The sequence below is a fragment of the Pseudomonas syringae group sp. J254-4 genome (assembly GCF_032586855.1).
Taxonomy (GTDB): domain Bacteria; phylum Pseudomonadota; class Gammaproteobacteria; order Pseudomonadales; family Pseudomonadaceae; genus Aquipseudomonas; species Aquipseudomonas amygdali.
The window spans coordinates 1-24,399 of record NZ_JAWHOO010000004.1 but is presented as its reverse complement, the minus strand read 5'-3'; the positions used below and the strand labels follow the sequence as shown (position 1 = coordinate 24,399).

Sequence of the window (24,399 nt, the reverse complement as noted above, 5' to 3'; positions counted from 1 at the left end):
AAGCGTGCCTCGCATGATATTCACCGGCCTAACTTACTACAGAACCTACAGATACGGCAGACACCGTCTGTAACCCTTTGTGAAACTTTGACAACACAATGTTCAGTCATGCTGCATCGGAAACGCCATTTGAAAAAAGCTATCGCGCCCCTTCAAAAGCGCTCAATGCTGGCTGCCCCGTCGATTCCACGAAAGCCGCGAGCCAGCAGATATTGCTCACGTGACCTGTCGCGGGATGACGAAGGCTTGCGCATCTGCACCTTGTCAAACAGCTTACGAATATCCTTGTGGTAGACATCGAAGCCTTCACCCTGGAAGACCTTGATCAGAAAATCGCCACCGGGACGTAGTACCCGACCGGCCAGATCGAGCGCCAATTCACAGAGAAACATCGCACGCGGCATATCTACAGCGCTCAATCCACTCATATTGGGGGCCATATCGGAAATCACAAGGTCTACCTGCGTATTACCGACTGCCTCAAGGATCTGCTCGAGAATCTTGTCCTCGGTAAAATCCCCCTGAATGAAAGTCACATCCGGGATGCTGTCCATTTCAAGGATGTCGGAAGCAATCAGACGACCTTGACCGCCGATCAGACGACTGGTCACCTGCGACCAGCCTCCCGGCGCAGCACCAAGGTCGATAACGGTCATGCCCGGACGGATGAGTTTGTCCTTTTCCTGGATCTCGAGCAGCTTGTAGCTGGCACGCGAACGGTAACCGTCCTTCTGCGCCATTTTGACGTATTTGTCGTCGAAGTGTTCTTTGAGCCAGTTATGGCTTGTCTTGGAACGGGCCACGGGGCACCTCAAAAATAAACGAGTCGTGATTAACTGGGCGGTCCCGGACTCGCTCGGGTAAACTGGCCGCCGCTTTTAAAAGATCAGACGCAGAGGTCAGATTATGCCGCTCACTCCAGAGCAGAAGAAACAATACAAATCCATTGGCCACCATCTGAAACCGGTGTTGATCGTGGCTGACAATGGTTTGACTGAAGGTGTACTTGCAGAGCTTGAACGCGCATTGAGCGATCACGAGCTGATCAAGATCAAGCTCAATATCCTTGACCGCGAAAGCCGCCTGGGCGCCGTTGCAGAACTGTGCAAGGCCGGTTCGGCGGACCTTGTACAGGTCATCGGCAAAATGGCGCTGATCTACCGCAAGAACCCAAAGGTAAACAAGCAGCTCTCCAACGTCCATCGCGCACACGGATAAAAACAGAAGTCAGGGCCGCCAAAAGGCGTGCCCTGACTCTTTTTTGCTGCTGACTGTGCCCGCCAAAGCGGGCGACAGGCATCAGATGTGACGCACTTCGATGATTTCGTATTCGATAACGCCGCTAGGCGTTTTCACGACGACAACATCGCCCTCTTCCTTGGCAATCAAGGCACGAGCAATGGGCGAACCCACTGAAATCTTGCCCTTCTTGATATCCGCCTCGTCCTCACCAACGATCTGGTAGACAACGCTTTCGTCGGTTTCGACGTTGGCGATTTCGACTGTCGTGCCGAAAATCACCTTGCCAGTGTGCGGAATAGTCGTAACGTCGATCACCACAGCGTTCTGCATGCGGCCTTCGATATCACGAATACGCGCCTCGACCATACCCTGCTGCTCGCGGGCAGCGTGGTATTCGGCGTTTTCCTTGAGGTCGCCCAGTTCGCGCGCAGTACCGATGTCCTGGCTCAACTTGGGACGGATCACCTTGGTCAGGTGAGTCAGCTCTTCTTCCAGGGCGCGAGCGCCCTGAACAGTCATTGGGTATTTGATCATGCCTTCAATCCTGCATGTAGATCCTGCAAGCGACGTACGGTCTTCTCGGGACCGAATTTGAGCGCTTCACAGATCGCTTCGCCTGCTGCAATGGTAGTGGTGCAGTAGATCTTGTGCTGCAAGGCGTTGCGACGGATGGAGTAGGAATCCGCGATCGACTGACGACCTTCGGTGGTGTTGATGATCAGGGTAACTTCGTCATTCTTGATCATGTCAACCACGTGTGGGCGCCCTTCGGTCACCTTGTTCACGCGACGTACTTTCAGGCCTGCCGCTTCGATCAGCTTGGCAGTACCTGCGGTAGCAACAATCTCGAAACCCAGATTGATCAGGTCACGGGCGACCGCTTCAACCAGAGGCTTGTCATCGTCACGCACACTGATGAAAGCAGTACCGCCAGTCGGCAGCACTTCGCTCGCGCCCATCTGGGCCTTGGCGAACGCTTCACCGAAGGTATCGCCCACGCCCATCACTTCGCCGGTCGATTTCATTTCCGGACCGAGGATCGGGTCAACGCCAGGGAATTTGGCAAACGGGAACACTGCCTCTTTCACGCTGTAGAAGTTCGGGATGATTTCCTTGGTGAAGTTCAGCTCTTTCAGGGTTTTACCTGCCATCACGCGAGCCGCGATCATGGCCAGGGAAACACCGATGCATTTGGAAACGAACGGCACGGTACGCGATGCACGCGGGTTGACTTCAATGACGTAGATATCTTCGCCCTGAAGTGCCAACTGTACGTTCATCAGGCCGACAACGCCCAGCTCCAGGGCCATTTTCTTGACCTGCTCGCGCATTTCGTCCTGGATGTGTGCAGGCAGCGAGTAAGGCGGCAGCGAGCATGCGGAGTCACCGGAGTGAACGCCCGCCTGCTCGATGTGCTGCATGATCGCGCCGATCACCACGTCAGTTCCGTCGCAGACCGCATCGACGTCCATTTCGATGGCACAGTTCAGGAAGTGGTCCAGCAGCACAGGGCTGTCGTTGGACACTTGAACCGCTTCACGCAGGTAACGCTTTAGCTCGTCTTCCTGGTACACGATTTCCATCGCGCGGCCGCCCAGTACATAGGACGGGCGCACCACCAGCGGATAACCGATCTTCGCCGCAGCACGAATGGCTTCGTCTTCGCTGCGCACAGTGGCATTTGGCGGCTGACGCAGGTTGAGGCGCTCGACCATCTGCTGGAAGCGCTCACGGTCTTCCGCACGGTCAATGGCGTCAGGGCTGGTGCCGATGATCGGCACACCGGCTGCTTCAAGGGCACGCGCCAGTTTCAGCGGCGTCTGGCCACCGTACTGAACGATCACACCTTTAGGCTTCTCGACCCGGACGATTTCCAGCACGTCTTCCAGGGTGACAGGCTCGAAGTACAGGCGGTCAGAGGTGTCGTAATCGGTGGAAACGGTTTCCGGGTTGCAGTTGACCATGATGGTCTCGTACCCGTCTTCACGCAGCGCCAGGGCGGCGTGTACACAGCAGTAGTCGAACTCAATACCCTGGCCGATACGATTAGGGCCACCGCCGAGAATCATGATCTTGTCGCGCGTCGAAGGGTTGGCTTCGCACTCTTCTTCGTACGTCGAGTACAGGTACGCGGTGTCGGTTGCAAACTCGGCAGCGCAGGTGTCGACGCGCTTGTAGACCGGAAACACGTCCAGCTTGTGACGATGCGTACGCAGGTTCTTTTCGGTGACGCCGACCAGCTTGGCCAGGCGCGCATCGGAGAAGCCCTTGCGCTTGAGGCGGAACATCAGGTCACGATCGATTGCCGACAGGCCCAGCGTCTTGACCTTCTCCTCGTCCTTGACCAGATCTTCGATCTGCACCAGGAACCAGGGGTCAATCATGTTCATGGCGAAGATATCTTCAACCGTCATGCCCGCGCGGAAGGCGTCAGCGACGTACCAGATACGCTCGGCACCCGGCACAGTCAGCTCGCGCTTGAGCGTGCTCATGCTTTCAGGGTGGCTCAGGTCCAGCTTCGGATCTAGACCGCAAACGCCGACTTCCAGACCGCGCAGGGCTTTCTGCAGGGATTCCTGGAAGGTACGGCCGATGGCCATGACTTCACCGACCGACTTCATCTGAGTGGTCAGGCGGGCATCGGCCTTGGCGAACTTCTCGAAAGCAAAACGCGGCAGCTTGGTGACGACATAGTCGATTGACGGTTCGAACGATGCCGGGGTCTTGCCGCCGGTGATTTCGTTCGACAGCTCGTCAAGGGTGTAGCCGACTGCCAGCTTGGCGGCAACGCGGGCGATCGGGAAGCCGGTCGCCTTGGAGGCCAGCGCCGAGGAGCGCGATACACGCGGGTTCATCTCGATCACGACCATACGGCCGGTGTTCGGGCAGATGCCGAACTGAACGTTGGAGCCACCGGTTTCAACGCCGATCTCGCGCAGCACTGCCAGCGAGGCGTTACGCAGGATCTGGTATTCCTTGTCGGTCAGGGTCTGTGCCGGAGCAACGGTGATGGAGTCACCGGTGTGCACACCCATCGGGTCGAAGTTTTCGATCGAGCAGACGATGATGCAGTTGTCCTTTTTGTCGCGGACAACTTCCATTTCGTACTCTTTCCAGCCGATCAGCGATTCGTCGATCAGCAGTTCTTTGGTCGGCGACAGGTCCAGACCGCGAGCGCAGATTTCTTCGAACTCTTCACGGTTGTAAGCGATACCGCCGCCCGTGCCGCCCATGGTGAACGATGGACGAATGATGCACGGGAAGCCGAGCTTTTCGAGAACCGCGTTGGCTTCATCCATGCTGTGCGCGATACCGGAACGCGGGCACGCCAGGCCGATGGACTTCATGGCCTTGTCGAAACGCGAGCGGTCTTCAGCCTTGTCGATGGTGTCGGCGTTGGCACCGATCATCTCCACGCCGAACTTCTCCAGAACGCCTTCGCGCTCCAGATCCAGTGCGCAGTTCAGAGCCGTCTGGCCGCCCATGGTTGGCAGCAGTGCGTCAGGACGCTCTTTTTCTATGATCTTGGCAACGGTCTGCCACTTGATCGGCTCGATGTAGGTGGCGTCGGCCATGGCCGGGTCGGTCATGATGGTGGCCGGGTTGGAGTTCACCAGGATGACGCGGTAACCCTCTTCGCGCAGTGCCTTGCAGGCCTGGGCGCCGGAGTAGTCGAATTCACAGGCCTGGCCGATCACGATGGGGCCGGCGCCGAGAATCAGGATGCTTTTAATATCTGTACGTTTTGGCATGGGTTGTCACTCAAATCCGCAGGTCAGTCGGCAAGCCGTCTTGAACATTTCTTTGAGGTGGCCTGGGCGGCAGCAACCGGACACTTGATCCGGGGCCGCCCAGGGCACCTGCGTATTACAGTCTCAAGGCAACCGGTCAGCGTCGCTTGGCCATGGCTTCGATAAAGCGATCAAACAGAGGCGCGACGTCATTCGGGCCCGGGCTCGCCTCAGGGTGACCCTGAAAGCTGAATGCGCTCTTGTCGGTCAGCTCGATACCCTGAAGGGTGCCGTCGAACAACGACTTGTGAATGGCGCGAACATTGCCCGGCAGCGTGGCCTCATCAACAGCAAAACCGTGGTTCTGGCTGGTGATCATGACCACACCGGTGTCCAGATCCTGAACAGGGTGGTTTGCACCGTGGTGGCCATGGCCCATTTTCACGGTCTTGGCACCGGCAGCCAAGGCCAGAAGCTGGTGACCCAGGCAGATACCGAATACCGGCACTTCGGTTTGCAGCACTTCCCTGATCGCCTTGATGGCGTAGTCGCACGGCTCGGGGTCGCCAGGGCCGTTGGACAGGAAAACACCGTCGGGTTTGTAGGCAAGCACGTCGCTGGCAGGCGTTTGCGCAGGCACCACAGTCACCCGGCAACCGCGCTCGACCAGCATGCGCAGAATGTTGACCTTGACGCCGTAGTCGTAAGCGACCACATGATAGGGCAGCTCGGAAGCAGCGATTTCAGGGTGGCTGTCGGTCTTCAGGTTCCAGACACTGGAACGCCACTCGTAGGTGTCCTTGGTACTGACTTCCTTTGCCAGGTCCATGCCCTTGAGGCCGGGGAACCCGCGAGCAGCAGCGATGGCTGCTTCTTCGGAAATGTTGTCGCCAGCCATGATGCAGCCGTTCTGGGCGCCTTTCTCACGCAGGATGCGGGTCAGGCGACGCGTGTCGATACCGGCGATGGCAACGACGTTATTGGCTTTCAGGTAATCACCGAGGGACAGCTTGTTACGCCAGTTGCTGGCGACCAGCGGCAGGTCACGGATGACCAGGCCAGCGGACCAGACACGATCGGACTCTGCGTCTTCAGGCGTGGTACCGGTATTGCCGATGTGCGGGTAAGTCAGGGTAACGATTTGCTGGGCGTAGGAAGGATCGGTAAGAATTTCCTGATAGCCTGTCATTGCGGTGTTGAACACCACCTCACCAACGGTCTGACCGTCGGCTCCAATGGCTTCGCCGCGAAAAATGCTGCCATCAGCAAGGGCGAGTATGGCTGGCTTAGTCAAGAAGACCTCCCGTAAATAAAACCTGAAAGGGCGATCGCAGGCTGCAAAAAAGCGGAATGACGTAGTTACGTCACCCCGCTTTCTTATGGAATCATCTGCGCGCTTTTAGTGGACACACTAAAGCTGTAGCTTACAGAAAAGGCCCTTTTTGGTCTACCACCAATGAGCCTGAAGTGCGGGAAAATGCGACAGGGCCACGAATGGCCCTGTATGAAATCAATGCAGGCCCAGTACATCCTGCATGTCGTAAAGCCCTGGCGCCTTGCCGTCGAGCCACATTGCAGCCCGTACGGCCCCCTTGGCAAAGGTCATGCGACTGGATGCCTTGTGGGTGATCTCGACCCGCTCGCCGTCTGCTGCGAACAGCACGGTATGGTCGCCGACAACGTCACCGGCACGAATGGTCGCAAACCCGATGGTCTGACGATCACGCGCGCCGGTCTGGCCTTCACGGCCGTAGACAGCGACTTTTTCCAGGTCGCGACCCAGCGCACTGGCAACCACTTCCCCCATGCGCAAGGCGGTGCCGGACGGCGCATCGACCTTGTGCCGGTGGTGCGCCTCGGTGATTTCGATATCGACCTCATCACCCAGAACACGCGCGGCGGTGTCCAGCAACTTCAAGCAAAGGTTTACACCAACGCTGAAGTTGGCAGCGAACACAATCGGGATGTCTTTACCCGCTTCGACCAGACGCTGCTTCTCTTCGGCACTGAAGCCAGTCGTGCCGATAATCATGGCCTTGCCGGCCTTACGGCAGAACGCCAGATTTTTCAGCGTTACTGAAGGGTGGGTGAAGTCGATCAAAACGTCGAACTCATCCGCCACTTTTGCCAGGTCGCCCGACAACGGCACACCGATACGCCCCAGCGCAGCCAGCTCGCCTGCATCCGCACCCACCAGCGTGCTGTCAGGACGATCGATAGCGGCGGTCAACCCGGCACCCGCTGCCTGCTGAACCGCCTCGATCAAGGTCTTGCCCATGCGCCCGGCGGCGCCCACTACAGCAATACGTCGCATGCCCTGCTCCCGTTGATAAGCCTTACAGATCGCCGAAGAAACGCTTCACACCCTCAAACCAGCCACTGGCCTTGGGAGAGTGGGATTCGTCGTTTTCAAGCGAAGTGCGGAACTCTTCAAGCAGCTCGCGCTGACGCTTGCTCAGGTTAACCGGGGTTTCAACTGCTACACGGCACATCAAGTCACCGGCACCGCCGCCACGCACCGGAGCGACACCCTTGCCACGCAAGCGGAACTGCTTGCCGGTCTGGGTACCTTCGGGGATTTTCAGTTTGACGCGACCATCGAGCGTCGGCACTTCAAGCTCGCCGCCCAGCGCCGCATCGGTAAAGCTGATAGGCACTTCGCAGAACAGGTGCTTGCCGTCACGCTGGAAGATCGCGTGTTCGCGCACATTGATCACGACATACAGGTCACCGGTAGGCCCACCCTGAGTACCCGCCTCGCCCTCGCCAGACAGACGAATGCGGTCACCGGTATCGACACCTGGCGGCACCTTGACCGAAAGCGTCTTGGACTCTTCGACACGGCCTTCGCCGTGGCACGAATCGCACGGGTCGGAAATGATCTTGCCGTGACCATGGCAGCGTGGGCAGGTTTGCTGCACAGAGAAGAAACCCTGCTGCATGCGCACCTGACCGATACCACCGCACGTAGGGCAGGTAACGGGCGACGAGCCTTTCTTGGCACCGCTGCCATCGCACGGCTTGCAGTTGACCAGTGTCGGAACGCGGATATTCACGTTAGTACCGCGAACCGCTTCTTCCAGATTCAGCTCCAGCGTATAGCGCAGATCGCTGCCGCGCTGGGCACCGCCACGACCACCGCCACCACCGCCGCGGCCACCGCCAAAGAAATCACTGAACACATCACCGAAGATATCGGAGAAGTTGGCACCACCGGCACCGCCACCAAAACCACCGCCGCCACCCATGCTTGGGTCGACACCGGCATGGCCATACTGATCGTAGGCCGCGCGTTTGCTGGCGTCGGAAAGCACTTCGTAGGCCTCGTTGGCCTCTTTGAACAGCTCTTCCGATGCTTTGTCATCAGGGTTGCGGTCAGGGTGATGCTTCATCGCCAGACGGCGATAAGCCTTCTTCAGGTCCGCCTCGCTGGAGCCTCGCTCCACTCCCAACACTTCGTAATAATCACGCTTTGCCATAATTCTTCCGCACTCTTGAGGACGTTCGGCAAGACCCTCCTGAGCCCTGCCAAACTCGTTGAGCCCCATACAGGCCCCGGACCCAACTCACGTCAATTCAACGATCCTGGTCTTCGTTCAACAACCAGATGGATCTGGCCGAGAAAGCGGCAGAATGATTCGCCACGCAGGAGCGTAGCGATCTTGCCACATGGCTTGCGGAGCAAATCCGCACGCCGAAATTTTGCTTGTTCCAGACACGCCAACGCGGGAGCAAGCTCCCGCGCGGCGACATCCTACCAGTCAGCGCTCGAAAGAGGTCAACCGGCGTTCAAGTGAGCCTGCGCTTACTTGTGGTCTTTCACTTCTTCGAACTCGGCATCGACAACGTCGTCAGCCTTGGCGTTCTCTTCAGCAGGCTTGGCCGCTGCTTCAGGGTTTTCGGCCTGCTCGGCGTACATCTTTTGAGCGATTGGCGCGGAAACCTTCGACAGCTCTTCAACCTTGGCTTCGATAGCAGCCTTGTCGTCGCCCTTGATAGCGGCTTCCAGAGCAACCAGTGCAGCCTCGACAGCAGTCTTCTCTTCAGCAGTGACCTTGTCACCCGCATCAGCGATCATTTTGCGAGTCGAGTGGACCAGCGCATCACCCTGGTTACGGGCAGAGGCCAGCTCTTCGAACTTGCGATCTTCTTCGGAGTTGACTTCAGCATCGCGGACCATTTGCTGAATTTCTTCCTCGGAAAGACCGGAGTTGGCCTTGATCACGATGGACTGCTGCTTGCCGGTCGCCTTGTCTTTCGCGCCAACATGCAAAATGCCGTTTGCGTCGATGTCGAAGGTTACTTCGATCTGTGGCACGCCACGTGGAGCAGGTGGAATCTCGGCCAGGTCGAACTTGCCCAAGGACTTGTTCTGACCGGCTTGCTTGCGCTCACCCTGCAGTACGTGGATGGTTACCGCGTTCTGGTTGTCATCGGCAGTCGAGAACACCTGAGATTTCTTGGTAGGAATCGTGGTGTTTTTCTCGATCAGCGCAGTCATCACGCCGCCCATGGTTTCGATACCCAGAGTCAGCGGGCTGACGTCGAGCAGCAGAACGTCTTTGACATCACCGGCCAATACAGCGCCCTGGATAGCAGCACCCATTGCAACGGCTTCGTCAGGGTTGACGTCTTTACGTGCTTCTTTACCGAAGAACTCGGTTACCAGCTTCTGCACCAGCGGCATACGGGTCTGACCACCGACCAGAATCACGTCGTTGATCTTGCTTCTGTCGATGCCAGCATCTTTAAGCGCCATTTCGCAAGGAGCGATGGTGCGCTGAACCAGGTCCTCAACCAGCGATTCCAGCTTGGAGCGCGAAATTTTCACGACCAGGTGCTTTGGACCGGTTGCATCTGCAGTGATGTACGGCAGGTTGACTTCGGTCTGGGTGCTGGAAGAAAGCTCGATCTTGGCTTTCTCGGCAGCTTCTTTCAGACGCTGCATGGCCAGCGGGTCACCCTTAAGGTTCATGCCGCTTTCTTTCTTGAATTCGTCGACGAAGTAGTCGATCAGACGAATGTCAAAGTCTTCACCGCCCAGGAACGTGTCGCCGTTGGTGGCCAACACTTCGAACTGGTGCTCGCCATCAACTTCGGCGATCTCGATGACCGAGACGTCGAAAGTACCGCCACCCAGGTCATAAACGATGACAGTGTGGTCGCCCTTGGCCTTGTCCATACCGTAAGCCAGAGCGGCCGCGGTTGGTTCGTTGATGATGCGCTTGACGTCCAGACCTGCAATACGGCCGGCGTCCTTGGTAGCCTGACGCTGACTGTCGTTGAAGTAGGCCGGAACGGTGATGACCGCTTCGGTAACCGCTTCACCGAGGTAGTCTTCGGCAGTCTTTTTCATTTTCTTCAGGATTTCAGCGGAAATCTGAGGAGGCGCCATTTTCTGGCCATTCACTTCAACCCAGGCATCGCCGTTGTCAGCCTTGACGATCTTGTAAGGGACCATCTGGATGTCTTTCTGAACGACATCCTCTTCGAACTTACGACCAATCAGACGCTTTACCGCATACAGCGTGTTGTGCGGATTGGTAACGGCCTGACGCTTGGCGGACTGCCCCACCAGGATCTCGCCGTCATTGGCATAAGCAATGATCGAAGGTGTAGTACGAGTACCTTCTGCGTTCTCGATAACCTTGACGTTACCGTTTTCCAGAATGGAGACGCAGGAGTTGGTAGTCCCCAGGTCGATACCGATAATTCTGCCCATCTTGACTCTCCCGAAACTTGCAAAACTTGGATTTGGTTGCCGCCAGTGCGCTTACACCGTGCGGTAGCTCTTAAACGCTTGACCTCTAAATGGGGGCCTTACAGCTGATTTCAAGCCTGCTCGTTGATTGACGGCGTTGCAGGCGACGGTGCCTTGCTGACCACGACCATGGCCGGGCGCAACAGGCGACCATTAAGCTGATAACCCTTCTGGAATACCTTGAGCACAGTATTAGGCTCGACGTCGGCACTTTCCTGCATGGCCATCGCCTGGTGCTGGTCGGCACTGAACGGTTGACCATGTGGATCAATGGCTTCCAGCTGATAACGCTTGAGGGTGTCCTGAAACATCTTCAAGGTCAGCTCGATGCCTTCACGCATCGGGCGAATGCTTTCATCGTCCGGACTGGACAGATCAAGGCCTCGCTCCAGACTGTCGATGATCGGCAACAGATCACCGGCAAATTTTTCCAGCGCAAACTTGTGCGCCTTTTCAACATCCTGCTCGGCACGGCGGCGGACATTCTGCAGATCCGCAGCCACGCGAAGGGATTGGTCCTGCGCAGCAGCCAGTTGCTCTTCGAGCACCTGCACACGGGTTGTCAGTTCTTCACCCGCGCCCGCCTCGGCAGCCTGATCCTGAGCCTGCGCATCCAGATTCTGTTCGTCAGCCATACATGTTCTCCTCTAAAAACGTCCGCGATCCCGATTCGCGCTTCTGTCCACCTATATGGGATCGGAATTTCCGGCTTCAAGGGTTTCATGCAATCGAGATACGCATTCCCTGACAAATAATGCGGATTCCGGACGAGCGAAAAATTGCGGACCGACACAAGAGCGACTAAAAACCACTGCAAACCGATCAAATCGAGCTAAGCGAAGGCATTGTCAGCAACAAATAAAACACTGTATAAATAACCAGACAAACAGCCCGGGAGCCGCTCAATGCTGGTGCACCTTTCCGTACACAATTACGCCATTGTCGAACACCTTGACCTTGAACTGGATCGAGGCATGAGCGTCATCACCGGCGAAACCGGCGCTGGCAAGTCGATCATGCTCGATGCCCTGGGCCTGACGCTGGGCGACCGTGCCGACAGCGGCGTGGTCCGGCCAGGCGCTGACAAGGCCGACATCCTGGCCACATTCGACCTGGGCGACATTCCCGAGGCACAGACCTGGCTCAAAGAGCGCGACCTGGACAACGACGGCCCCTGCATCCTGCGCCGGGTCATTACCGCCGAAGGTCGGTCACGCTCCTACATCAATGGCTCGCCCTGCCCTCAGGGAGATTTGAAGGCACTGGGTGAACTGCTCATTGATATCCACAGCCAGCATGAGCATCAGTCGCTGCTCAAGACCGATACCCACCGACGCCTGCTGGACGAATACGCTGGCGCTACCGACCTGGCCCGTCAGGTCCATCTCGCCGCACAGCGCTGGCGGCAGACGCGACAAGAGCTGGAGCGCCTTTCCAATTCAGGGGACGAGCAGCGCGCACGCCATCAACTGCTCAGCTATCAGCTCGAAGAGCTGGAAAGCCTGAGCCTGGGCGAAAACGAGCTTGAGCAGCTCGAGCAGGAACACAAAGATCTGACCAACGCCGAAAGCCTGCTGAGCATTTGCCGACAAGTGGTCGAGCAGTGCAGTGAAAGCGATTCCGGCAACGTGCTCAATGCCCTGACTGCCAGCCTGCATCGGCTGGGCAGCGTCGACCATTCGCCGTCCGCACTGAGCGAGGCCACTGGTTTGCTGTCCAGCGCGCAGATACAGGTAGAAGAAGCGGTAGGCGAACTGAACCGTTTTCTGGATCACTTCGATGCCGACCCGGCCAGACTGCAACAGCTTGAAGAGCGTCTTGATGCAATCTATACACTGGCGCGCAAGCACCGCATTCAGCCAGGTAAAGTGGCCACGCTGCAGCAAAAGCTGCTGGATGAAATAGAAACACTGAATGCCAATGATGAATCCATCGAACGCCTGGAGCACGAAGTGCAGGCATTTGCCCGGCACTATCAGGAGAAGGCCCGCGAACTAAGCGACCTGCGCCGCAATTCGGCAACGACACTGGCCAGCGCCGTAGAGCAGGAAATTCATCGATTGGGCATGCCGGGCGGTCGTTTCCAGATCGACCTTAAAGCCAATGCCAGCGTAGAACCGTCGCCTCACGGTCTTGAGCAGGTAGAGCTACTGGTCAGCGCCAACCCCGGCCAACCACTGAAAGCGCTGGCGAAAGTCGCGTCGGGTGGCGAGCTGTCGCGTATCAGCCTTGCAATTCAGGTCATTACTGCACAAACCTCGCGGGTGCCGACGCTGGTATTCGACGAAGTCGATGTGGGCATTGGCGGGCCGACCGCCGAGATCGTGGGGCAATTGCTGCGTCGTCTGGGCGAGCGCGGGCAAGTCATGACCGTCACCCACCTGCCGCAGGTTGCCGCGCAGGGCCATCAGCATCTGTTTGTGCACAAGGTCCGCGACAACGACGCCACGCGTACGGCGGTTTCCAAACTCAGCAAGACCGAGCGCATAGAAGAAGTGGCCCGAATGCTGGGGGGCATCGACCTGACCAAGGAATCTCTGGCGCACGCCAAAAAGATGGTCGTTACCGCTAAAAGCTGAAGCGCAGAAAGCACAAAGGCGACCCGGGGTCGCCTTTGGTGCTGGTTTTTACGCCGTCTGGCTTACGCCTTCTTGTTGCGGACGTAGAGCACCAGATTGTGGTCAACCAGGTCAAAGCCGTGTCTTTCGACAATAGCCTTTTGAAGCTTCTCGATTTCTTCGTCGAAGAACTCGATTACCTCACCTGACTCCACGTTGACCATGTGGTCGTGATGGCCGCCATCAGCCAGCTCAAACACAGCATGACCGCCGTCGAAATTGTGGCGCACCACTAATCCAGCGGCTTCAAACTGGGTCAGAACACGGTAAACCGTGGCCAGGCCGACGTCCTCGCTTGCCTCCATAAGCGCCTTGTAGACATCCTCGGCACTCATGTGGCGCTGCTCGGCAGAATCGAGCATTTGGAGTATTTTAACCCTTGGTAGGGTTACCTTTAGTCCTGCTTTACGTAGTTCGCTATTTTCAACCATGGTCAGCTTTCTCGCAGACGCTGCTTCGCAGCTTCTCTTAATGCAGGTATGATCGGGGTTTACGTTGTCCCAGCCAAGATAGTGGAAGTCGCCCACCGATGCAAAACACCAAGCTCTTGCTAACCAGTTTCACCTTCGTGGGACTGCTCGCACTCGCCGGTTGTTCATTCCCCGGGGTTTACAAAATCGACATCCAGCAGGGTAATGTCGTCACGCAGGACATGATAGACCAGTTACGCCCCGGAATGACCCGACGGCAAGTACGGTTTATCATGGGCAACCCCCTGTTGACCGACACTTTCCACTCCGATCGGTGGGATTACCTGTACAGCCTGCAGCCAGGTGGCGGTGAACGCCAGCAGGAGCGTGTCAGCCTTATATTCAACGGCAATGACCAGCTTGTAAGCCTGTCTGGCGACTTCATGCCCGGTGTCAGCCGCGATGAAGCCATTCTCGGCAAAGGCAGCGATACCACTGTCCCGGCAGAGAATCAGCCGGTGCAGAAGCCTGAAGAGCCGGCCAAGCCAGGTTCGTTGTTGGACAAGATCCAGAAAGACGTGGACAGCGTCGAGACCGTACCTGTCCCGACCCAAGAGCCTCTGGACACCAACTCTCGTTAGCCCTCAGCGCTCAACAAAAAGCCCGGCATGCCGGGCTTTTTTGTGCCTTTCGTTCAGTCAGCGTTCAGCCGGGAAGCGTCCGTTTCTCCCGCGCCCTGGCGGCACGCAGACGCCTGATCTCCATGGGATCGGCCAACAGCGGACGATAGATCTCGATTCGCTCACCCGCCTCCAGCACCCGTGTGGAAGGATCAGCCACCACCTTGCCGAAGATGCCCACGGCACACTGCGTCAGATCCAGCTCCGGAAACTGCCTGTCCATGCCACTGAGAGCCAGTGCCTGACGCACCGAAGAGCCTGCCGGAACATCCAGCGTCATTAACACCTGACGCTGCACAGAGGCGTACACCACCTCAATCTGAATCACTGCTTCAGCCATGCAGCTCTTTCGCTCGCTGGCAGAACGCGTCCACCAACGTATTGGCCGCCTGATTGAACAGCGGCCCGAGCGTGGCGCGAACGATAGAGCCGGCATAATCGAAGGACAGATCCAGGCTGATCTTGCAGGCCTTCTCGCCCAGCGGCTTGAATGTCCAGACGCCATGAAACTGCTCAAAAGGCCCCTCAACCAGGTCCATCACGATCGACTCGCCTGGGGTAAGCGTGTTGCGCGTCATGAACTTCTGGCTCAGACCGCCCTTGGCAATTTCCAGGCTGGCGCGCATCTGCGCTTCGCTGGACTCGAGCACGGTGGCAGAGGAACACCACGGCAGAAACTCGGGATAACGGGCCACATCATTGACCAGGTCATAAAGAAACCCGGCCGGGTACGGCAGTAAAGCAGAGCGTTGTATATGCGTAGTCATGTGAGCGTCATTTCCAGAGCTGAGCGGCAAACACCACAAGAATGCCGAGCGGCGCCACGTAGCGCATCAAAAAGAACGTCAGGTTGAAGAGCAACGGACTGCGAATCGACAACTCGTCACGCACCGTCTCACGGCTCATCACCCAACCAGCGAATACCACAAAACACAACCCACCCAGCGGCAACATGATCCGCGAAGTGAAGAAATCAATGACTCCAAAGAAGTCCAGGCCAGTCGATGCGCCCCACTGGTAGAGGTGGAATACACCTCCATCGTTCACGAAAAACTTGGCTTTTTGCCAGATATTGAACGAGAACACCGTTCCCAGCCCCACAAACCAGCAGGTAAATGCCAGCCAGAACGTCACCCACGCGCGGCGAATACGGGTGCGCTCAACCAGATAGGCAACCATGGGTTCAAGCAGCGAAATCGCCGAGCTCCAGGCCGCTACAGCCACCAGCACGAAGAATACGACGCCCATCAACTGCCCGAATGCCACGTTGCCGAACGCGTATGGCAACGTTACAAACATCAGGCCCGGCCCCTCACTCGGGTTCAGGCCGGCAGCAAAAACGATAGGGAACAGTGCAAGGCCCGCCAGCAGCGAAACAAAGGTGTCGAGCAACGCGATGCCAACAACCGTGGTGCTGATGGATGCGCCCTTGGTCATGTAAGCGCCGTAGACCATGATCGAGCCGACACCGACGCTCAGGGAAAAGAACGCATGCCCCATCGCAGGCAGCAAACCATCGAGTACCTTGTCGGGATTGAAGTCGAACATGAAATGCACGCCTTCCATGAAATGCCCGGTGGTCAGGCTATAGCCCAACAGCGCCAGCATCAGCAGGAACAGCATCGGCATCATGATGCGCAGGCTCTTCTCCAGACCGGCCTCGACACCCTTGCCGATCACCACCGCCGACAGCAGCATGAAAATGGTGTGCCACAGAATCAGACGCCAAGGGTCTGCAATCACCGCGCCGAAATAGGCACCGACCTGATCCGGCGAAACACCCTGAAAATCGCCGCGCCCCATGTCGATGATGTAATCCAGCGACCAGCCGCCCACCACACTATAAAAGGAGAGAATCAGCAAAGCCGTGATCATTCCGGCAAAAGCCCCCCATGACCACCGCGCCGAATGCCCCGCTTCCAGCGCCAGCGTCTTGAGCGCATTCGCAGGACTGAGTCGGGAACGACGGCCAATCAGCGTCTCGGCGATCATCACCGGAATGCCGATCAGCGCGATGCACGCCAGAAAAACCAGTACAAATGCACCGCCGCCATAGGCACCGACCATGTACGGAAATTTCCATATGCTGCCCAGCCCCACGGCAGAACCTGTGGCAGCCAGGATGAACACCCAGCGGCTTGCCCAGCTACCGTGGACTGAAACCTTGTCCGTCGACATTATCGAAACGCCCAGCCAAAAAAGATCGCGCATTGTCCGGGATTCAACCTTTGTGCTCAAGCACGCGCTTTCCCATAGCCGACATTGATGCAACTCCCTATAATGCGCCCCCTATGGCTAAGCTCAAGAAAAACCCTACAGGGACCATCGCGCAAAATAAAAAGGCGCGTCACGATTACTTCATCGAACACAAGTTCGAGGCCGGTCTGGTCCTGGCTGGCTGGGAAGTAAAAAGCCTGCGTGCCACCAAGGTACAGCTGGTCGACAGTTACGTGCTGCTCAAGGATGGCGAGGCCTGGCTGATGGGTTGCCACATCACGCCTCTCAAGACTGCCAGCACGCACGTCATCGCTGACCCGACACGCACCCGAAAACTGCTGCTGAACAAGCGCGAGCTCGAAAAGCTCACCAGCTCGGTTCAACAGAAAGGCTATGCCTGCGTGGCCCTTTCCGTTTACTGGAAGGAGCACTTGATCAAGTGCGAAATCGCGCTGGGTAAAGGTAAAAAGGAATACGACAAACGCCACACCGAGCGTGAACGCGACTCGGACCGTGAGCTACAGCGTGCCGTGCGCTCCAAGGGCAAGGACGACTAACTTCCTGCCTGTGCCAAATGCCTGTAACGGGCATTTGGCAGTGCGCACTTTCAATCCATCTGCCCCTTATCCCACCCCGCACAATCACAACCTCAACGCGAAGATCGCCCCACTTTGGTGCCTTAACCGCCCAATGTGGCTTTTTCGCATCTGTCTGAAAATAAAATAGAACGCCTGCGCTACAGCACAGTCAATCCTTTAGGCCCTGAACATGAACGGGCTTTCAAACCCTCGGGCGACGGCCTCAACGACCGGCCATACCGAGTCCACAGGTTATAAGGAGAGACACATGATGCGTACCGCCCTCACTGGATTGTTCCTCAGCGCCGCCCTGTTGGCTTCGCCGGTTTTTGCCGCCGATGATTTGTGCGCTGCAAACATCAAAACGATTGAAAATGCTCAGGTTTCTTCCGGCACCAACCTGAGCCCGGAAAACAAGACAATGCTACAAACCACTGAGCAAAACGCCAAAGCGGCTCAAGCTCAGAACGACGAGAAAAAATGCGTCGAAATCACCACCAAGGTGATCACCTCGCTGAAAAACACCGGCTCGGGCAGCGAAGGCACCAAGTAACCCCTTCGATCAGGCTCGCCACCCGGCTAGCCTGATCGATTGCAGCAAACGGGTCGACGTGGCACGCCAATCGGCGTACACTGCGCCCCAGCGACTGCGAAAGCAGTCTCGGGGCCGATTTGGATTCGACGCCGGTGATGAAACTTTAGGTGCATGCCGAGTTGGTAACAGAACTCGTAAATCCACTGTTGCAACTTTCTATAGTTGCCAATGACGAAAACTACGGTGCTCAACTAGCTGCGTAAGCAGCCTAGCCGCACTTCTGGTAGCTTCGGCTCCAGCAATCATCAGGGGATGTCTGTAAACCCAAAATGATTGTCATATAGAACAGAATCGCCGTGCAGTACGCTGTGGACGAATCGGCTAAAACTTACACAGCTCGCCCAAAGCACCCTGCCCGTCGGGTCGCTGAGGGTTAACTTAATAGACACGGCTACGCATGTAGTACCGACAGCGGAGTACTGGCGGACGGGGGTTCAAATCCCCCCGGCTCCACCATACAAGCGTTACAAATAAAGCACTTCGCGTTCATCGCAAGTGCTTTTTTTGTGCCTTTTTGGGCCGTATTGGCTCAGTAATGCCAGCTTTATTACAGCCTTGGCTGCCCGGCGGGCCTGATTTTCTACTGAAAATTTTTTGCCCCCCTCTCTGCACAATGCGCGTCCTACACCACAGACTGAGCGATTCACATCAAAAATGCTTCCGTGTAGTATCAAAAGCTCTGGATCGCATTAAAAGGAATTGAAGATGTCATTAGAAGCATATCTGCAGATCGAAGGAGTTCCCGGCGAGACTCTCTCAGAAGGCTACGAAAACTGGATCGAGCTGCAAGACTTCGACCTTTCGGCTAGCCAGACTGCCTCAGCTACCTCCACATCGGCCGGCGGTGCAACCTCGGGCAGGGCCTACATGAGCGACATGCTCGTTCGTAAGGCTGTTGATAATGCCACCCCAAAGCTTCATGAGGCATGCTGCAGCGGTAAGCACTTCAAGCAGGTATCTGTGCATCTTTTCCGTGCTGGCGACCCAAAAGTCAAATACCTGGAGATAAAACTCGAAGAAGTTATTATCAGTTCTTTTTCATTAACGGGCAATGGCGACCAGGATAACAGTTTCCCAAGCGAACTTATCGCTCTGAACTATGGAAGAATTCAACTTATTTACTCCAAGCAAAGTCGAAAAACAGGGCAAAGCGCTGGACAAATTGCTGGCGGCTGGGATGCTATCAGTAACAAGATATTTTCATAACTACTCATTAGATTTCGCAGGGACAGGCGATGAATTACGAAATGCCAGCAGTCATTCCTCCCGGAGTCAATGTAGACGTCCACATGAAGCTCGCGAACGATCAGTGGAAAAAAGATCCTAGCACGGGTGCGTTCATGAGTTGGTTTTACTACAAAGTACGTAACAAGAGCCCGTGGGACTACAAGCAGAAACATCCAGAGTGGGAAGACTTCGGCAATTTTCATTACGGCGCTGTTGGGACAGCCGGTCAATTAACTGAACAGCTTCTACTGAGAGCCGCTGGGTTCGCCCAAGGAGAAGCCAAAACACGAAAGCATAAGTGGGGCCATTGGTTCTGGCTGCCTCCATACGGGGATGACCCTAAAGACCAGAAATGGATAAAAATGGGGATCTTGTATGCAAAATCCAAAGGATACTAACTTCAGATTTACTTACAAGAATTCATTTTGGATACTTGTGATCTTTTTAATAGCCAAGACGTTTCTTGGTGACTTTTTTGATTTCGGTAGTGACGCAGATGAAGTAGTGTTAAAACGGCGGCTTCCTCAGGGTGATTGGCTGTATGTTACGCGCTACGGCGCCATGGCTACCGACGTGGACACACTACGCTTTTTCATTAGCAAACCGCTTGAAGGCGATGATTCAGAAGTATTACATAAACTTAATAAGGAAAGCGAATTCCTCATCACGGATAGCTCTTTAGAAAACGTCGCAATACATGACACACCCAATGGCGTAGGAATCACGGTAAAGGGTGCTGTCTACCGTTACTTTAGCAAGGAGTATGTCACTGAAGGCGACGACCTTAGAAGTTACAGAATTACGCTAACTCAAGAAGATACTACGCCAAGGGACTGACAGATAAATCTTAACTTTAGAGCTAACTGTATCGATAATTTCCGACAAGCCCTAGCTAGAACTTGCTGTTCCGAGTCGAACGAAATTGGACGTTAGACTCTTAGTTAAACCAGCGGCTAGGTACAGCCACACTCGGCTAACGTCCGTTATCGGAAGGTCTTATACCGCATGCTAGCCCAACAAGATCGGAGACATAACGCTGAACACCTACAACTTTATCGAAGATAAGCAAGGTGCTATTTTAAAATGGATAAAAACGATCTGAACCATGACATCCTTAATTATCTCATAGAGAGAATCTACTTTTATGTTGGGTTCGGCAAAAAAGCATTTGAAATTCTCAGCCTCGCCACCAGAGTCAGTTGGGATCTAGGTCTTGACGGTGACGATGCCAGTGACTTCATGGAAGATTTTTTCGAACACCTTGGCGTCGACCGCGGCGACTACGACCACTATCGTTATTTCAAGCCTGAAGGGACTGACATTTTCGTGTTCTTCAGATCTATAGATCGGCGTGCAAAGACAGTACTGACGTTAGGCATGCTTTATAAAGCAGCCCAAATGAAGGCATGGAACTGCGAAACTCTTGAGAAAGCAAGCTTTAGTAGCTTGCCAATTTATAATAAAACCGAAGAAATCCCTATTGATGGATTTAGTATAAAAACACGATAACCTTTATACTGAGGGGATAACTGGGTAGATATTCGAGTGAATCGTTTTTTCGAGGAATCAACTGTAAGCGGCTCATTATGCGACCCGACGCCAAAGTCGAAAAAGAGTACCTCTAACCCAAGCCTGTGTAATTCCGAAAATCCATCCACGGACTTGCTGCGCAGGTCGAGCTGGAGATCAAAGTCGCCTTGTTCGACCCCGTGCTTTTTTGTTTTTCTGACTCGCCAACGTAACCGGGTGTAAATCCTTTATTGGGAGGGCAACGGCTTCTACCTTCGGCTCAAGCGCCTAGAGTCCGAGCGTTTCAAAACGCCTCCCAATGAGGCGGACGAGGCCATCGTGCTGACGGCTCAGGAACTGCCAGAGCACGAACTGAGCTGTGCCTGCGGTTGCCGCAAGCATGTCATCAGCGAAGAAACCAGCGAGCAGCTGGATATCGTGCCGATGCAGATCCGGGTGATTAAACATATCCGCAAAGTCTACGGTTGCCCCGGTTGCGAAACGGCACCGGTCACGGCTGACAAACCGGCTCAGTTGATCGAAAAGAGCATGGCCAGTCCGAGCGTATTGGCCATGCTGCTAACCACCAAATATGTCGACGGTTTGCCTCTGAATCGTTTCGAAACGGTGCTGAGTCGACATGGCATCGAGATACCGCGCCAGACGCTGGCGCGCAGGGTGATCCAAGTGCAGCGAGCACTTACAGCCGCTCTTGAATTTGATGCGTTGTCGATTATTCGAAAGCCCGTTTATCCACTGCGATGAAACCCGAGCCCAGGTACTAAAAGAGCCGGATCGTGACCCGACCAGCCAATCCTGGATGTGGGTACAGGCCAGCGGACCACCAGACTGAAAAGTCGTCCTGTTCGACTACACCACCAGCCGTGCGCAGGAAGTGCCGCTGTGCCTGCTGGAGAGTTATCGGGGCTACGTGATGGCCGACGATTACGCGCGCTATAACACTTTGGCGTTGCAACCGGGTGTGGAACGTCTGGCGTGCATGGCCCATGTACGGCGCAAGTTCGTGGAGGCAAAGAAAGTGCAGCCTCAAGGCAAAACAGGCCGCGCTGATGTTGCACTGGCATGCATTAACAAACTGTATGGCATCGAGCGTGAACTCAAGGATGTCAGCGATGAGCAGCGTTACATCGGTCGTCAGGAAAAAAGCCTGCCTGAGCTGACGAAGCTCAAAGCATGGATGGAAACAACGCAGCCGCAGGTCACGTCACAAAGTGCCTTGGGTAAAGCGGTGAACTACCTGGCTCACAACTGGAGCCGGATAGAGCGTTATATCGAAGCTGGTTTTCTACCCATCGACAACAACGCTGCCGAAAGAGCAATCAGGCCGTTCGCCATCGGACGAAAAGTCTGGCTGTTCACCGACACGCCCAAAGGCGCCAAGGCCAGCGCCCAGATCTACAGCTTGGTCGAGACCGCCAAACTCAACGGCCAAGAGCCTTATACGTGGCTGCGCCACGTACTTGAGCGGTTGCCGCATGCTGCATCGGTAGAAGATTAGGAAGCCTTGCTGCCGTGGAACTGCTCGCCAGAGATGCCTCGCTAAAGCCAATCCTTATTTTTTGCTCGATGGGGTTTGTGGCGCGGATACAATGATATTGGCCTGTGGTACGGCAGCGGCATGCGGACAAAATGCTCCTAGAATGGACGATGATTACTGGCATATATGGTCGGTGGATGCCTATTCAGGTCATAGAAACTGGCTTCAAAGCGAAGTCAGCCTACGGGGAAATTTTCTGTAATTTGCATATTTCAATATCAAAATGACACTATAAGTGATAAAACTCATATTGGATCCGATCCAGGCCGGTGAATTGTTCCCGCAGCCCAAGGAAGGTAAACAAGATAGGAATTCGCAATGCTACAAAATGGTTTTTTGAATTTTTTCTCAGTGACTAAATGCGGTCTTTATCGCTTCGCAAAACCAGAGGCCCAAGCTCTCGACCTCAAAGAAACACTGGCAAATCTAAAAGGCTGGGCTGAAGACCGTAATTTTGATACTACGAACCCTTGGGATTCTAGAGCACATCGTAATAAAACCATATGTTACGCTCATAAAATACATTTCGATGCAGCTACTGGTGATTATCTCCTGATCCTTTTCAAAGGCGACAGCGACAAACAAGGTCCGCTGTATGGAATATCTATAAACCCCGACGGCTCCGCCGACAAAGCCATTAAAAAAACAGAAGTTAAAGTTAACAAACCTACAATCTGGGGACGCCCTTGTTACTACTGGGTAATCCCCGACTTGAACACTGTGGCCTCGCTAAAGTTCGAGAATTCACGCTGTGACTCGAAAATGTTTCAAGAATGGATAACCGGGTGCATTAATCTCAAGGTTCCGTTGCCGGAATATAAAAAAATTGAGACAGAAAATGGATTGGTTAGAATCCAGTTTCCTGAGCCAACTCCATTACCCGCGGAAAGCGATGAGCAAGCTGTGCTAGCGGATGCTATCGAAGCCTCGATAGAGCCGTTGGAAGACATGTCAAAAAAAGAGGAAGAAATAGCGATCCAAAAGTACAAAATGTATTATAAGTTTGAGATGACCTTGAGAACCATATCTACTTCTTCAGCAAAATTAACAGAACTCGCAAGCCGGGTTACGCATATCATTAAAAGAGAAACAGTATCTATTACTAGAACAGACAAACGTGTCGGATGGCATCGTCTTTTTAAGAGATTTGACGTTCCTTTCGCATCAGCCGCAGATGAAACAAACCGCAAAGTTGAGTTTCGAGTTGAAGCGAAGCCGACCGTGGAGGAAATAAAGGAAATCATTGATGCTCATGCATCGGATAACAACCCATCTAGCTGGGATGACACGGGATTTATCACTGACAAATCCGGTCGAATTGTTTGGGCGGAATCATTCCGGCTGAGTGATCTAATATCAGTCGATGATCTTGGTGAGGATATTATTCCTGGAGAACACCTTTTTCGCAAGATAAATGAAAACAGAGCTAGATATCTAGCGCCAATCATTAAAGACAATTTAAACCCTAAAACAGGCACAGCATAATCATGCTCAAGCTTATTACTTTCTTACTAATAGGAATCGCCACAGGACTCGCAGCGTACTTCTTAAACATCCAATATAGCTACGCTGATTTCAAAGACTACGGATACACATTACTGACAACGTCAGGCATGGTGTTTACGATCATGGGTATTTGGATAGCATTTATATATCCGAACGCCTTAATGAAGCTAAAGGCTCCTCAGAAAATCCAGACCGCTGATTTTTCCAAATCATTACAAGACACTAGAAGACTAGAAAAGATCGTGGGCTCGATCATGGCTTCTGCTGGTGTAGCAGTAGGAGTATCAACAATATACTTCTTAAAGCTTGTCCTCTATGGGCTACCGTATGCGTTGGAATACAGGCACCTTTTAAAGTCGGGAGCGATGGGGTTCATCACTTTCCTAAGCCTCGTTCAAGTTATGGCGATATTCTATGTAATGTACTCAAATTATCTGTTCATTGAGGATCTACACGTCAAACGTGAAGATCGAGAGGCTGATGCCGATTTTTGAGGGCGTTTCCATGGATAAATGACAGTGCATGCCAGCTTTCTGTCTGTAGCACGCTCCGTTGCGGCCTCGGCTTCGGTACTGCCGTCCTGAATAATATAGGCGACTAAGTCCGCACAATTGAGCGACTGCTAAGCGGCCTGTCAGCCCACGCACGAACGAGGGTTTCTTCCCGGGGCTACGGCTAGCGTCGATGGCCTCAAACTGCAGACGCCCTAAAGCGTCTTTTTCGCCTCCGCTCGCCTACCGCCCCCCATATCGAACGAGCATATGGAC

The 24,399-nt window shown here is 54.8% G+C and carries 23 protein-coding genes, 1 other RNA gene and 2 pseudogenes; 14 read left to right on the top strand and 12 right to left on the bottom strand.

Annotated features, from left to right (window positions below; all coding sequences use genetic code 11):
* Positions 1 to 152: 152 nt before the first annotated feature.
* Positions 153 to 803 (bottom strand): 23S rRNA (uridine(2552)-2'-O)-methyltransferase RlmE, encoded by a 651-nt coding sequence (gene rlmE, locus RYB09_RS06740; RefSeq protein ID WP_004666214.1) that lies wholly within the window; start codon positions 801 to 803, stop codon positions 153 to 155.
* 103 nt (positions 804 to 906) lie between these two features.
* Between rlmE and RYB09_RS06735 the strand changes: the two genes are divergently transcribed.
* Positions 907 to 1,218, top strand: coding sequence for a YhbY family RNA-binding protein (locus RYB09_RS06735; protein WP_002555133.1), 312 nt, complete (start codon positions 907 to 909; stop codon positions 1,216 to 1,218).
* Between the two features lie 81 nt (positions 1,219 to 1,299).
* Here RYB09_RS06735 and greA read toward each other — a convergent pair whose 3' ends face one another.
* From greA to grpE, 7 genes are all read right to left on the bottom strand, one after another.
* Positions 1,300 to 1,776, bottom strand: coding sequence for a transcription elongation factor GreA (gene greA, locus RYB09_RS06730; protein WP_002555134.1), 477 nt, complete (start codon positions 1,774 to 1,776; stop codon positions 1,300 to 1,302).
* Positions 1,773 to 4,994, bottom strand: coding sequence for a carbamoyl-phosphate synthase large subunit (gene carB / locus RYB09_RS06725; protein WP_058407969.1), 3,222 nt, complete (start codon positions 4,992 to 4,994; stop codon positions 1,773 to 1,775). Before carB ends, greA begins: the two co-directional genes overlap by 4 nt.
* 136 nt (positions 4,995 to 5,130) lie before the next feature.
* A complete protein-coding gene (gene carA / locus RYB09_RS06720) occupies positions 5,131 to 6,267 on the bottom strand; it encodes a glutamine-hydrolyzing carbamoyl-phosphate synthase small subunit (protein ID WP_005733031.1) in 1,137 nt (378 codons plus the stop codon).
* 216 nt (positions 6,268 to 6,483) lie between these two features.
* Complete coding sequence (gene dapB, locus RYB09_RS06715) at positions 6,484 to 7,287, bottom strand: 4-hydroxy-tetrahydrodipicolinate reductase (RefSeq protein WP_230016808.1); 804 nt, start codon at positions 7,285 to 7,287, stop codon at positions 6,484 to 6,486.
* A 22-nt stretch (positions 7,288 to 7,309) separates the two neighbouring features.
* Positions 7,310 to 8,452 carry a molecular chaperone DnaJ gene (dnaJ, locus tag RYB09_RS06710; RefSeq protein WP_002555138.1) on the bottom strand — a complete coding sequence of 381 codons (1,143 nt, stop codon included), beginning with the start codon at positions 8,450 to 8,452 and terminating at the stop codon, positions 7,310 to 7,312.
* A 326-nt stretch (positions 8,453 to 8,778) separates the two neighbouring features.
* Positions 8,779 to 10,695, bottom strand: a complete 1,917-nt coding sequence (dnaK, locus tag RYB09_RS06705) for a molecular chaperone DnaK (protein WP_005733029.1) — start codon at positions 10,693 to 10,695, stop codon at positions 8,779 to 8,781.
* Between the two features lie 110 nt (positions 10,696 to 10,805).
* Positions 10,806 to 11,369, bottom strand: coding sequence for a nucleotide exchange factor GrpE (grpE, locus tag RYB09_RS06700; protein ID WP_316887683.1), 564 nt, complete (start codon positions 11,367 to 11,369; stop codon positions 10,806 to 10,808).
* A gap of 270 nt (positions 11,370 to 11,639) precedes the next feature.
* Here grpE and recN point away from each other — a divergent pair, with 270 nt between their 5' ends.
* Positions 11,640 to 13,313, top strand: a complete 1,674-nt coding sequence (gene recN, locus RYB09_RS06695; protein ID WP_316887681.1) for a DNA repair protein RecN — start codon at positions 11,640 to 11,642, stop codon at positions 13,311 to 13,313.
* A 62-nt stretch (positions 13,314 to 13,375) separates the two neighbouring features.
* Here recN and fur read toward each other — a convergent pair whose 3' ends face one another.
* Positions 13,376 to 13,783, bottom strand: a complete 408-nt coding sequence (gene fur, locus RYB09_RS06690) for a ferric iron uptake transcriptional regulator (RefSeq protein WP_002555142.1) — start codon at positions 13,781 to 13,783, stop codon at positions 13,376 to 13,378.
* Between the two features lie 98 nt (positions 13,784 to 13,881).
* On the opposite strand from fur, the gene RYB09_RS06685 reads away from it, so the two are divergent.
* The gene (locus RYB09_RS06685; RefSeq protein ID WP_002555143.1) at positions 13,882 to 14,403 is read left to right on the top strand and encodes an outer membrane protein assembly factor BamE; all 522 of its coding nucleotides are present in this window, start codon (positions 13,882 to 13,884) and stop codon (positions 14,401 to 14,403) included.
* Positions 14,404 to 14,467: 64 nt separating this feature from the next.
* Here the strand turns inward: RYB09_RS06685 and RYB09_RS06680 are convergent, their stop codons facing one another.
* From RYB09_RS06680 to RYB09_RS06670, 3 genes are read right to left on the bottom strand one after another with little or no spacing between them, the layout of a single operon-like run.
* Positions 14,468 to 14,782: an RnfH family protein gene (locus RYB09_RS06680; protein WP_057412075.1), complete on the bottom strand. Its 315-nt coding sequence runs from the start codon at positions 14,780 to 14,782 to the stop codon at positions 14,468 to 14,470.
* Entirely contained in the window at positions 14,775 to 15,209 is a 435-nt protein-coding gene (locus RYB09_RS06675; protein ID WP_004656689.1) for a type II toxin-antitoxin system RatA family toxin, read from the bottom strand. The genes RYB09_RS06680 and RYB09_RS06675 overlap by 8 nt, the downstream gene beginning before the upstream one ends.
* 7 nt (positions 15,210 to 15,216) lie before the next feature.
* Positions 15,217 to 16,620 (bottom strand): sodium-dependent transporter, encoded by a 1,404-nt coding sequence (locus RYB09_RS06670; protein ID WP_029240803.1) that lies wholly within the window; start codon positions 16,618 to 16,620, stop codon positions 15,217 to 15,219.
* Positions 16,621 to 16,733: 113 nt separating this feature from the next.
* Between RYB09_RS06670 and smpB the strand changes: the two genes are divergently transcribed.
* The 11 genes and pseudogenes from smpB to RYB09_RS06620 all read left to right on the top strand — a co-directional run bounded on the left by smpB (position 16,734) and on the right by RYB09_RS06620 (position 24,126).
* Complete coding sequence (gene smpB / locus RYB09_RS06665) at positions 16,734 to 17,216, top strand: SsrA-binding protein SmpB (protein ID WP_002555146.1); 483 nt, start codon at positions 16,734 to 16,736, stop codon at positions 17,214 to 17,216.
* 289 nt (positions 17,217 to 17,505) lie between these two features.
* Entirely contained in the window at positions 17,506 to 17,790 is a 285-nt protein-coding gene (locus tag RYB09_RS06660; protein WP_058407973.1) for a hypothetical protein, read from the top strand.
* A 110-nt stretch (positions 17,791 to 17,900) separates the two neighbouring features.
* Positions 17,901 to 18,288: a transfer-messenger RNA gene (ssrA, locus tag RYB09_RS06655) on the top strand.
* A gap of 249 nt (positions 18,289 to 18,537) precedes the next feature.
* Positions 18,538 to 19,038, top strand: coding sequence for an Hcp family type VI secretion system effector (locus RYB09_RS06650; protein WP_003313651.1), 501 nt, complete (start codon positions 18,538 to 18,540; stop codon positions 19,036 to 19,038).
* 29 nt (positions 19,039 to 19,067) lie between these two features.
* Positions 19,068 to 19,457: a polymorphic toxin type 44 domain-containing protein gene (locus tag RYB09_RS06645; RefSeq protein ID WP_003313653.1), complete on the top strand. Its 390-nt coding sequence runs from the start codon at positions 19,068 to 19,070 to the stop codon at positions 19,455 to 19,457.
* Complete coding sequence (locus RYB09_RS06640; RefSeq protein ID WP_005744965.1) at positions 19,435 to 19,896, top strand: hypothetical protein; 462 nt, start codon at positions 19,435 to 19,437, stop codon at positions 19,894 to 19,896. The genes RYB09_RS06645 and RYB09_RS06640 overlap by 23 nt, the downstream gene beginning before the upstream one ends.
* Before the next feature lie 246 nt (positions 19,897 to 20,142).
* Positions 20,143 to 20,568 carry a DUF1493 family protein gene (locus tag RYB09_RS06635; RefSeq protein WP_122280607.1) on the top strand — a complete coding sequence of 142 codons (426 nt, stop codon included), beginning with the start codon at positions 20,143 to 20,145 and terminating at the stop codon, positions 20,566 to 20,568.
* Between the two features lie 243 nt (positions 20,569 to 20,811).
* Positions 20,812 to 20,874 (top strand): annotated as a pseudogene (locus RYB09_RS27155) (IS66 family insertion sequence element accessory protein TnpB); the annotation flags it as partial.
* 45 nt (positions 20,875 to 20,919) lie between these two features.
* A pseudogene (tnpC, locus tag RYB09_RS06630) lies at positions 20,920 to 22,087 on the top strand (IS66 family transposase); the annotation flags it as partial.
* A gap of 357 nt (positions 22,088 to 22,444) precedes the next feature.
* The gene (locus RYB09_RS06625) at positions 22,445 to 23,611 is read left to right on the top strand and encodes a hypothetical protein (RefSeq protein ID WP_122280608.1); all 1,167 of its coding nucleotides are present in this window, start codon (positions 22,445 to 22,447) and stop codon (positions 23,609 to 23,611) included.
* Between the two features lie 2 nt (positions 23,612 to 23,613).
* Positions 23,614 to 24,126 carry a hypothetical protein gene (locus tag RYB09_RS06620; protein ID WP_122280609.1) on the top strand — a complete coding sequence of 171 codons (513 nt, stop codon included), beginning with the start codon at positions 23,614 to 23,616 and terminating at the stop codon, positions 24,124 to 24,126.
* Positions 24,127 to 24,399 lie beyond the last annotated feature (273 nt).

What these genes read in the sequence shown, in the direction of transcription:
- RYB09_RS06650 (WP_003313651.1), top strand. Translation starts at nt 18,538, where the DNA reads ATGTCATTAGAAGCATATCTGCAGATCGAAGGAGTTCCCGGCGAGACT.
- RYB09_RS06735 (WP_002555133.1), top strand. Translation starts at nt 907, where the DNA reads ATGCCGCTCACTCCAGAGCAGAAGAAACAATACAAATCCATTGGCCAC.
- carB (WP_058407969.1), bottom strand. Translation starts at nt 4,994, where the DNA reads ATGCCAAAACGTACAGATATTAAAAGCATCCTGATTCTCGGCGCCGGC.
- dapB (WP_230016808.1), bottom strand. Translation starts at nt 7,287, where the DNA reads ATGCGACGTATTGCTGTAGTGGGCGCCGCCGGGCGCATGGGCAAGACC.
- grpE (WP_316887683.1), bottom strand. Translation starts at nt 11,369, where the DNA reads ATGGCTGACGAACAGAATCTGGATGCGCAGGCTCAGGATCAGGCTGCC.
- RYB09_RS06685 (WP_002555143.1), top strand. Translation starts at nt 13,882, where the DNA reads ATGCAAAACACCAAGCTCTTGCTAACCAGTTTCACCTTCGTGGGACTG.
- RYB09_RS06645 (WP_003313653.1), top strand. Translation starts at nt 19,068, where the DNA reads ATGAATTACGAAATGCCAGCAGTCATTCCTCCCGGAGTCAATGTAGAC.
- RYB09_RS06625 (WP_122280608.1), top strand. Translation starts at nt 22,445, where the DNA reads ATGCTACAAAATGGTTTTTTGAATTTTTTCTCAGTGACTAAATGCGGT.
- RYB09_RS06620 (WP_122280609.1), top strand. Translation starts at nt 23,614, where the DNA reads ATGCTCAAGCTTATTACTTTCTTACTAATAGGAATCGCCACAGGACTC.
- RYB09_RS06635 (WP_122280607.1), top strand. Translation starts at nt 20,143, where the DNA reads ATGGATAAAAACGATCTGAACCATGACATCCTTAATTATCTCATAGAG.
- RYB09_RS06670 (WP_029240803.1), bottom strand. Translation starts at nt 16,620, where the DNA reads ATGTCGACGGACAAGGTTTCAGTCCACGGTAGCTGGGCAAGCCGCTGG.
- RYB09_RS06675 (WP_004656689.1), bottom strand. Translation starts at nt 15,209, where the DNA reads ATGACTACGCATATACAACGCTCTGCTTTACTGCCGTACCCGGCCGGG.
- RYB09_RS06660 (WP_058407973.1), top strand. Translation starts at nt 17,506, where the DNA reads ATGATGCGTACCGCCCTCACTGGATTGTTCCTCAGCGCCGCCCTGTTG.
- greA (WP_002555134.1), bottom strand. Translation starts at nt 1,776, where the DNA reads ATGATCAAATACCCAATGACTGTTCAGGGCGCTCGCGCCCTGGAAGAA.
- dnaK (WP_005733029.1), bottom strand. Translation starts at nt 10,695, where the DNA reads ATGGGCAGAATTATCGGTATCGACCTGGGGACTACCAACTCCTGCGTC.
- smpB (WP_002555146.1), top strand. Translation starts at nt 16,734, where the DNA reads ATGGCTAAGCTCAAGAAAAACCCTACAGGGACCATCGCGCAAAATAAA.
- RYB09_RS06680 (WP_057412075.1), bottom strand. Translation starts at nt 14,782, where the DNA reads ATGGCTGAAGCAGTGATTCAGATTGAGGTGGTGTACGCCTCTGTGCAG.
- fur (WP_002555142.1), bottom strand. Translation starts at nt 13,783, where the DNA reads ATGGTTGAAAATAGCGAACTACGTAAAGCAGGACTAAAGGTAACCCTA.
- dnaJ (WP_002555138.1), bottom strand. Translation starts at nt 8,452, where the DNA reads ATGGCAAAGCGTGATTATTACGAAGTGTTGGGAGTGGAGCGAGGCTCC.
- RYB09_RS06640 (WP_005744965.1), top strand. Translation starts at nt 19,435, where the DNA reads ATGCAAAATCCAAAGGATACTAACTTCAGATTTACTTACAAGAATTCA.
- recN (WP_316887681.1), top strand. Translation starts at nt 11,640, where the DNA reads ATGCTGGTGCACCTTTCCGTACACAATTACGCCATTGTCGAACACCTT.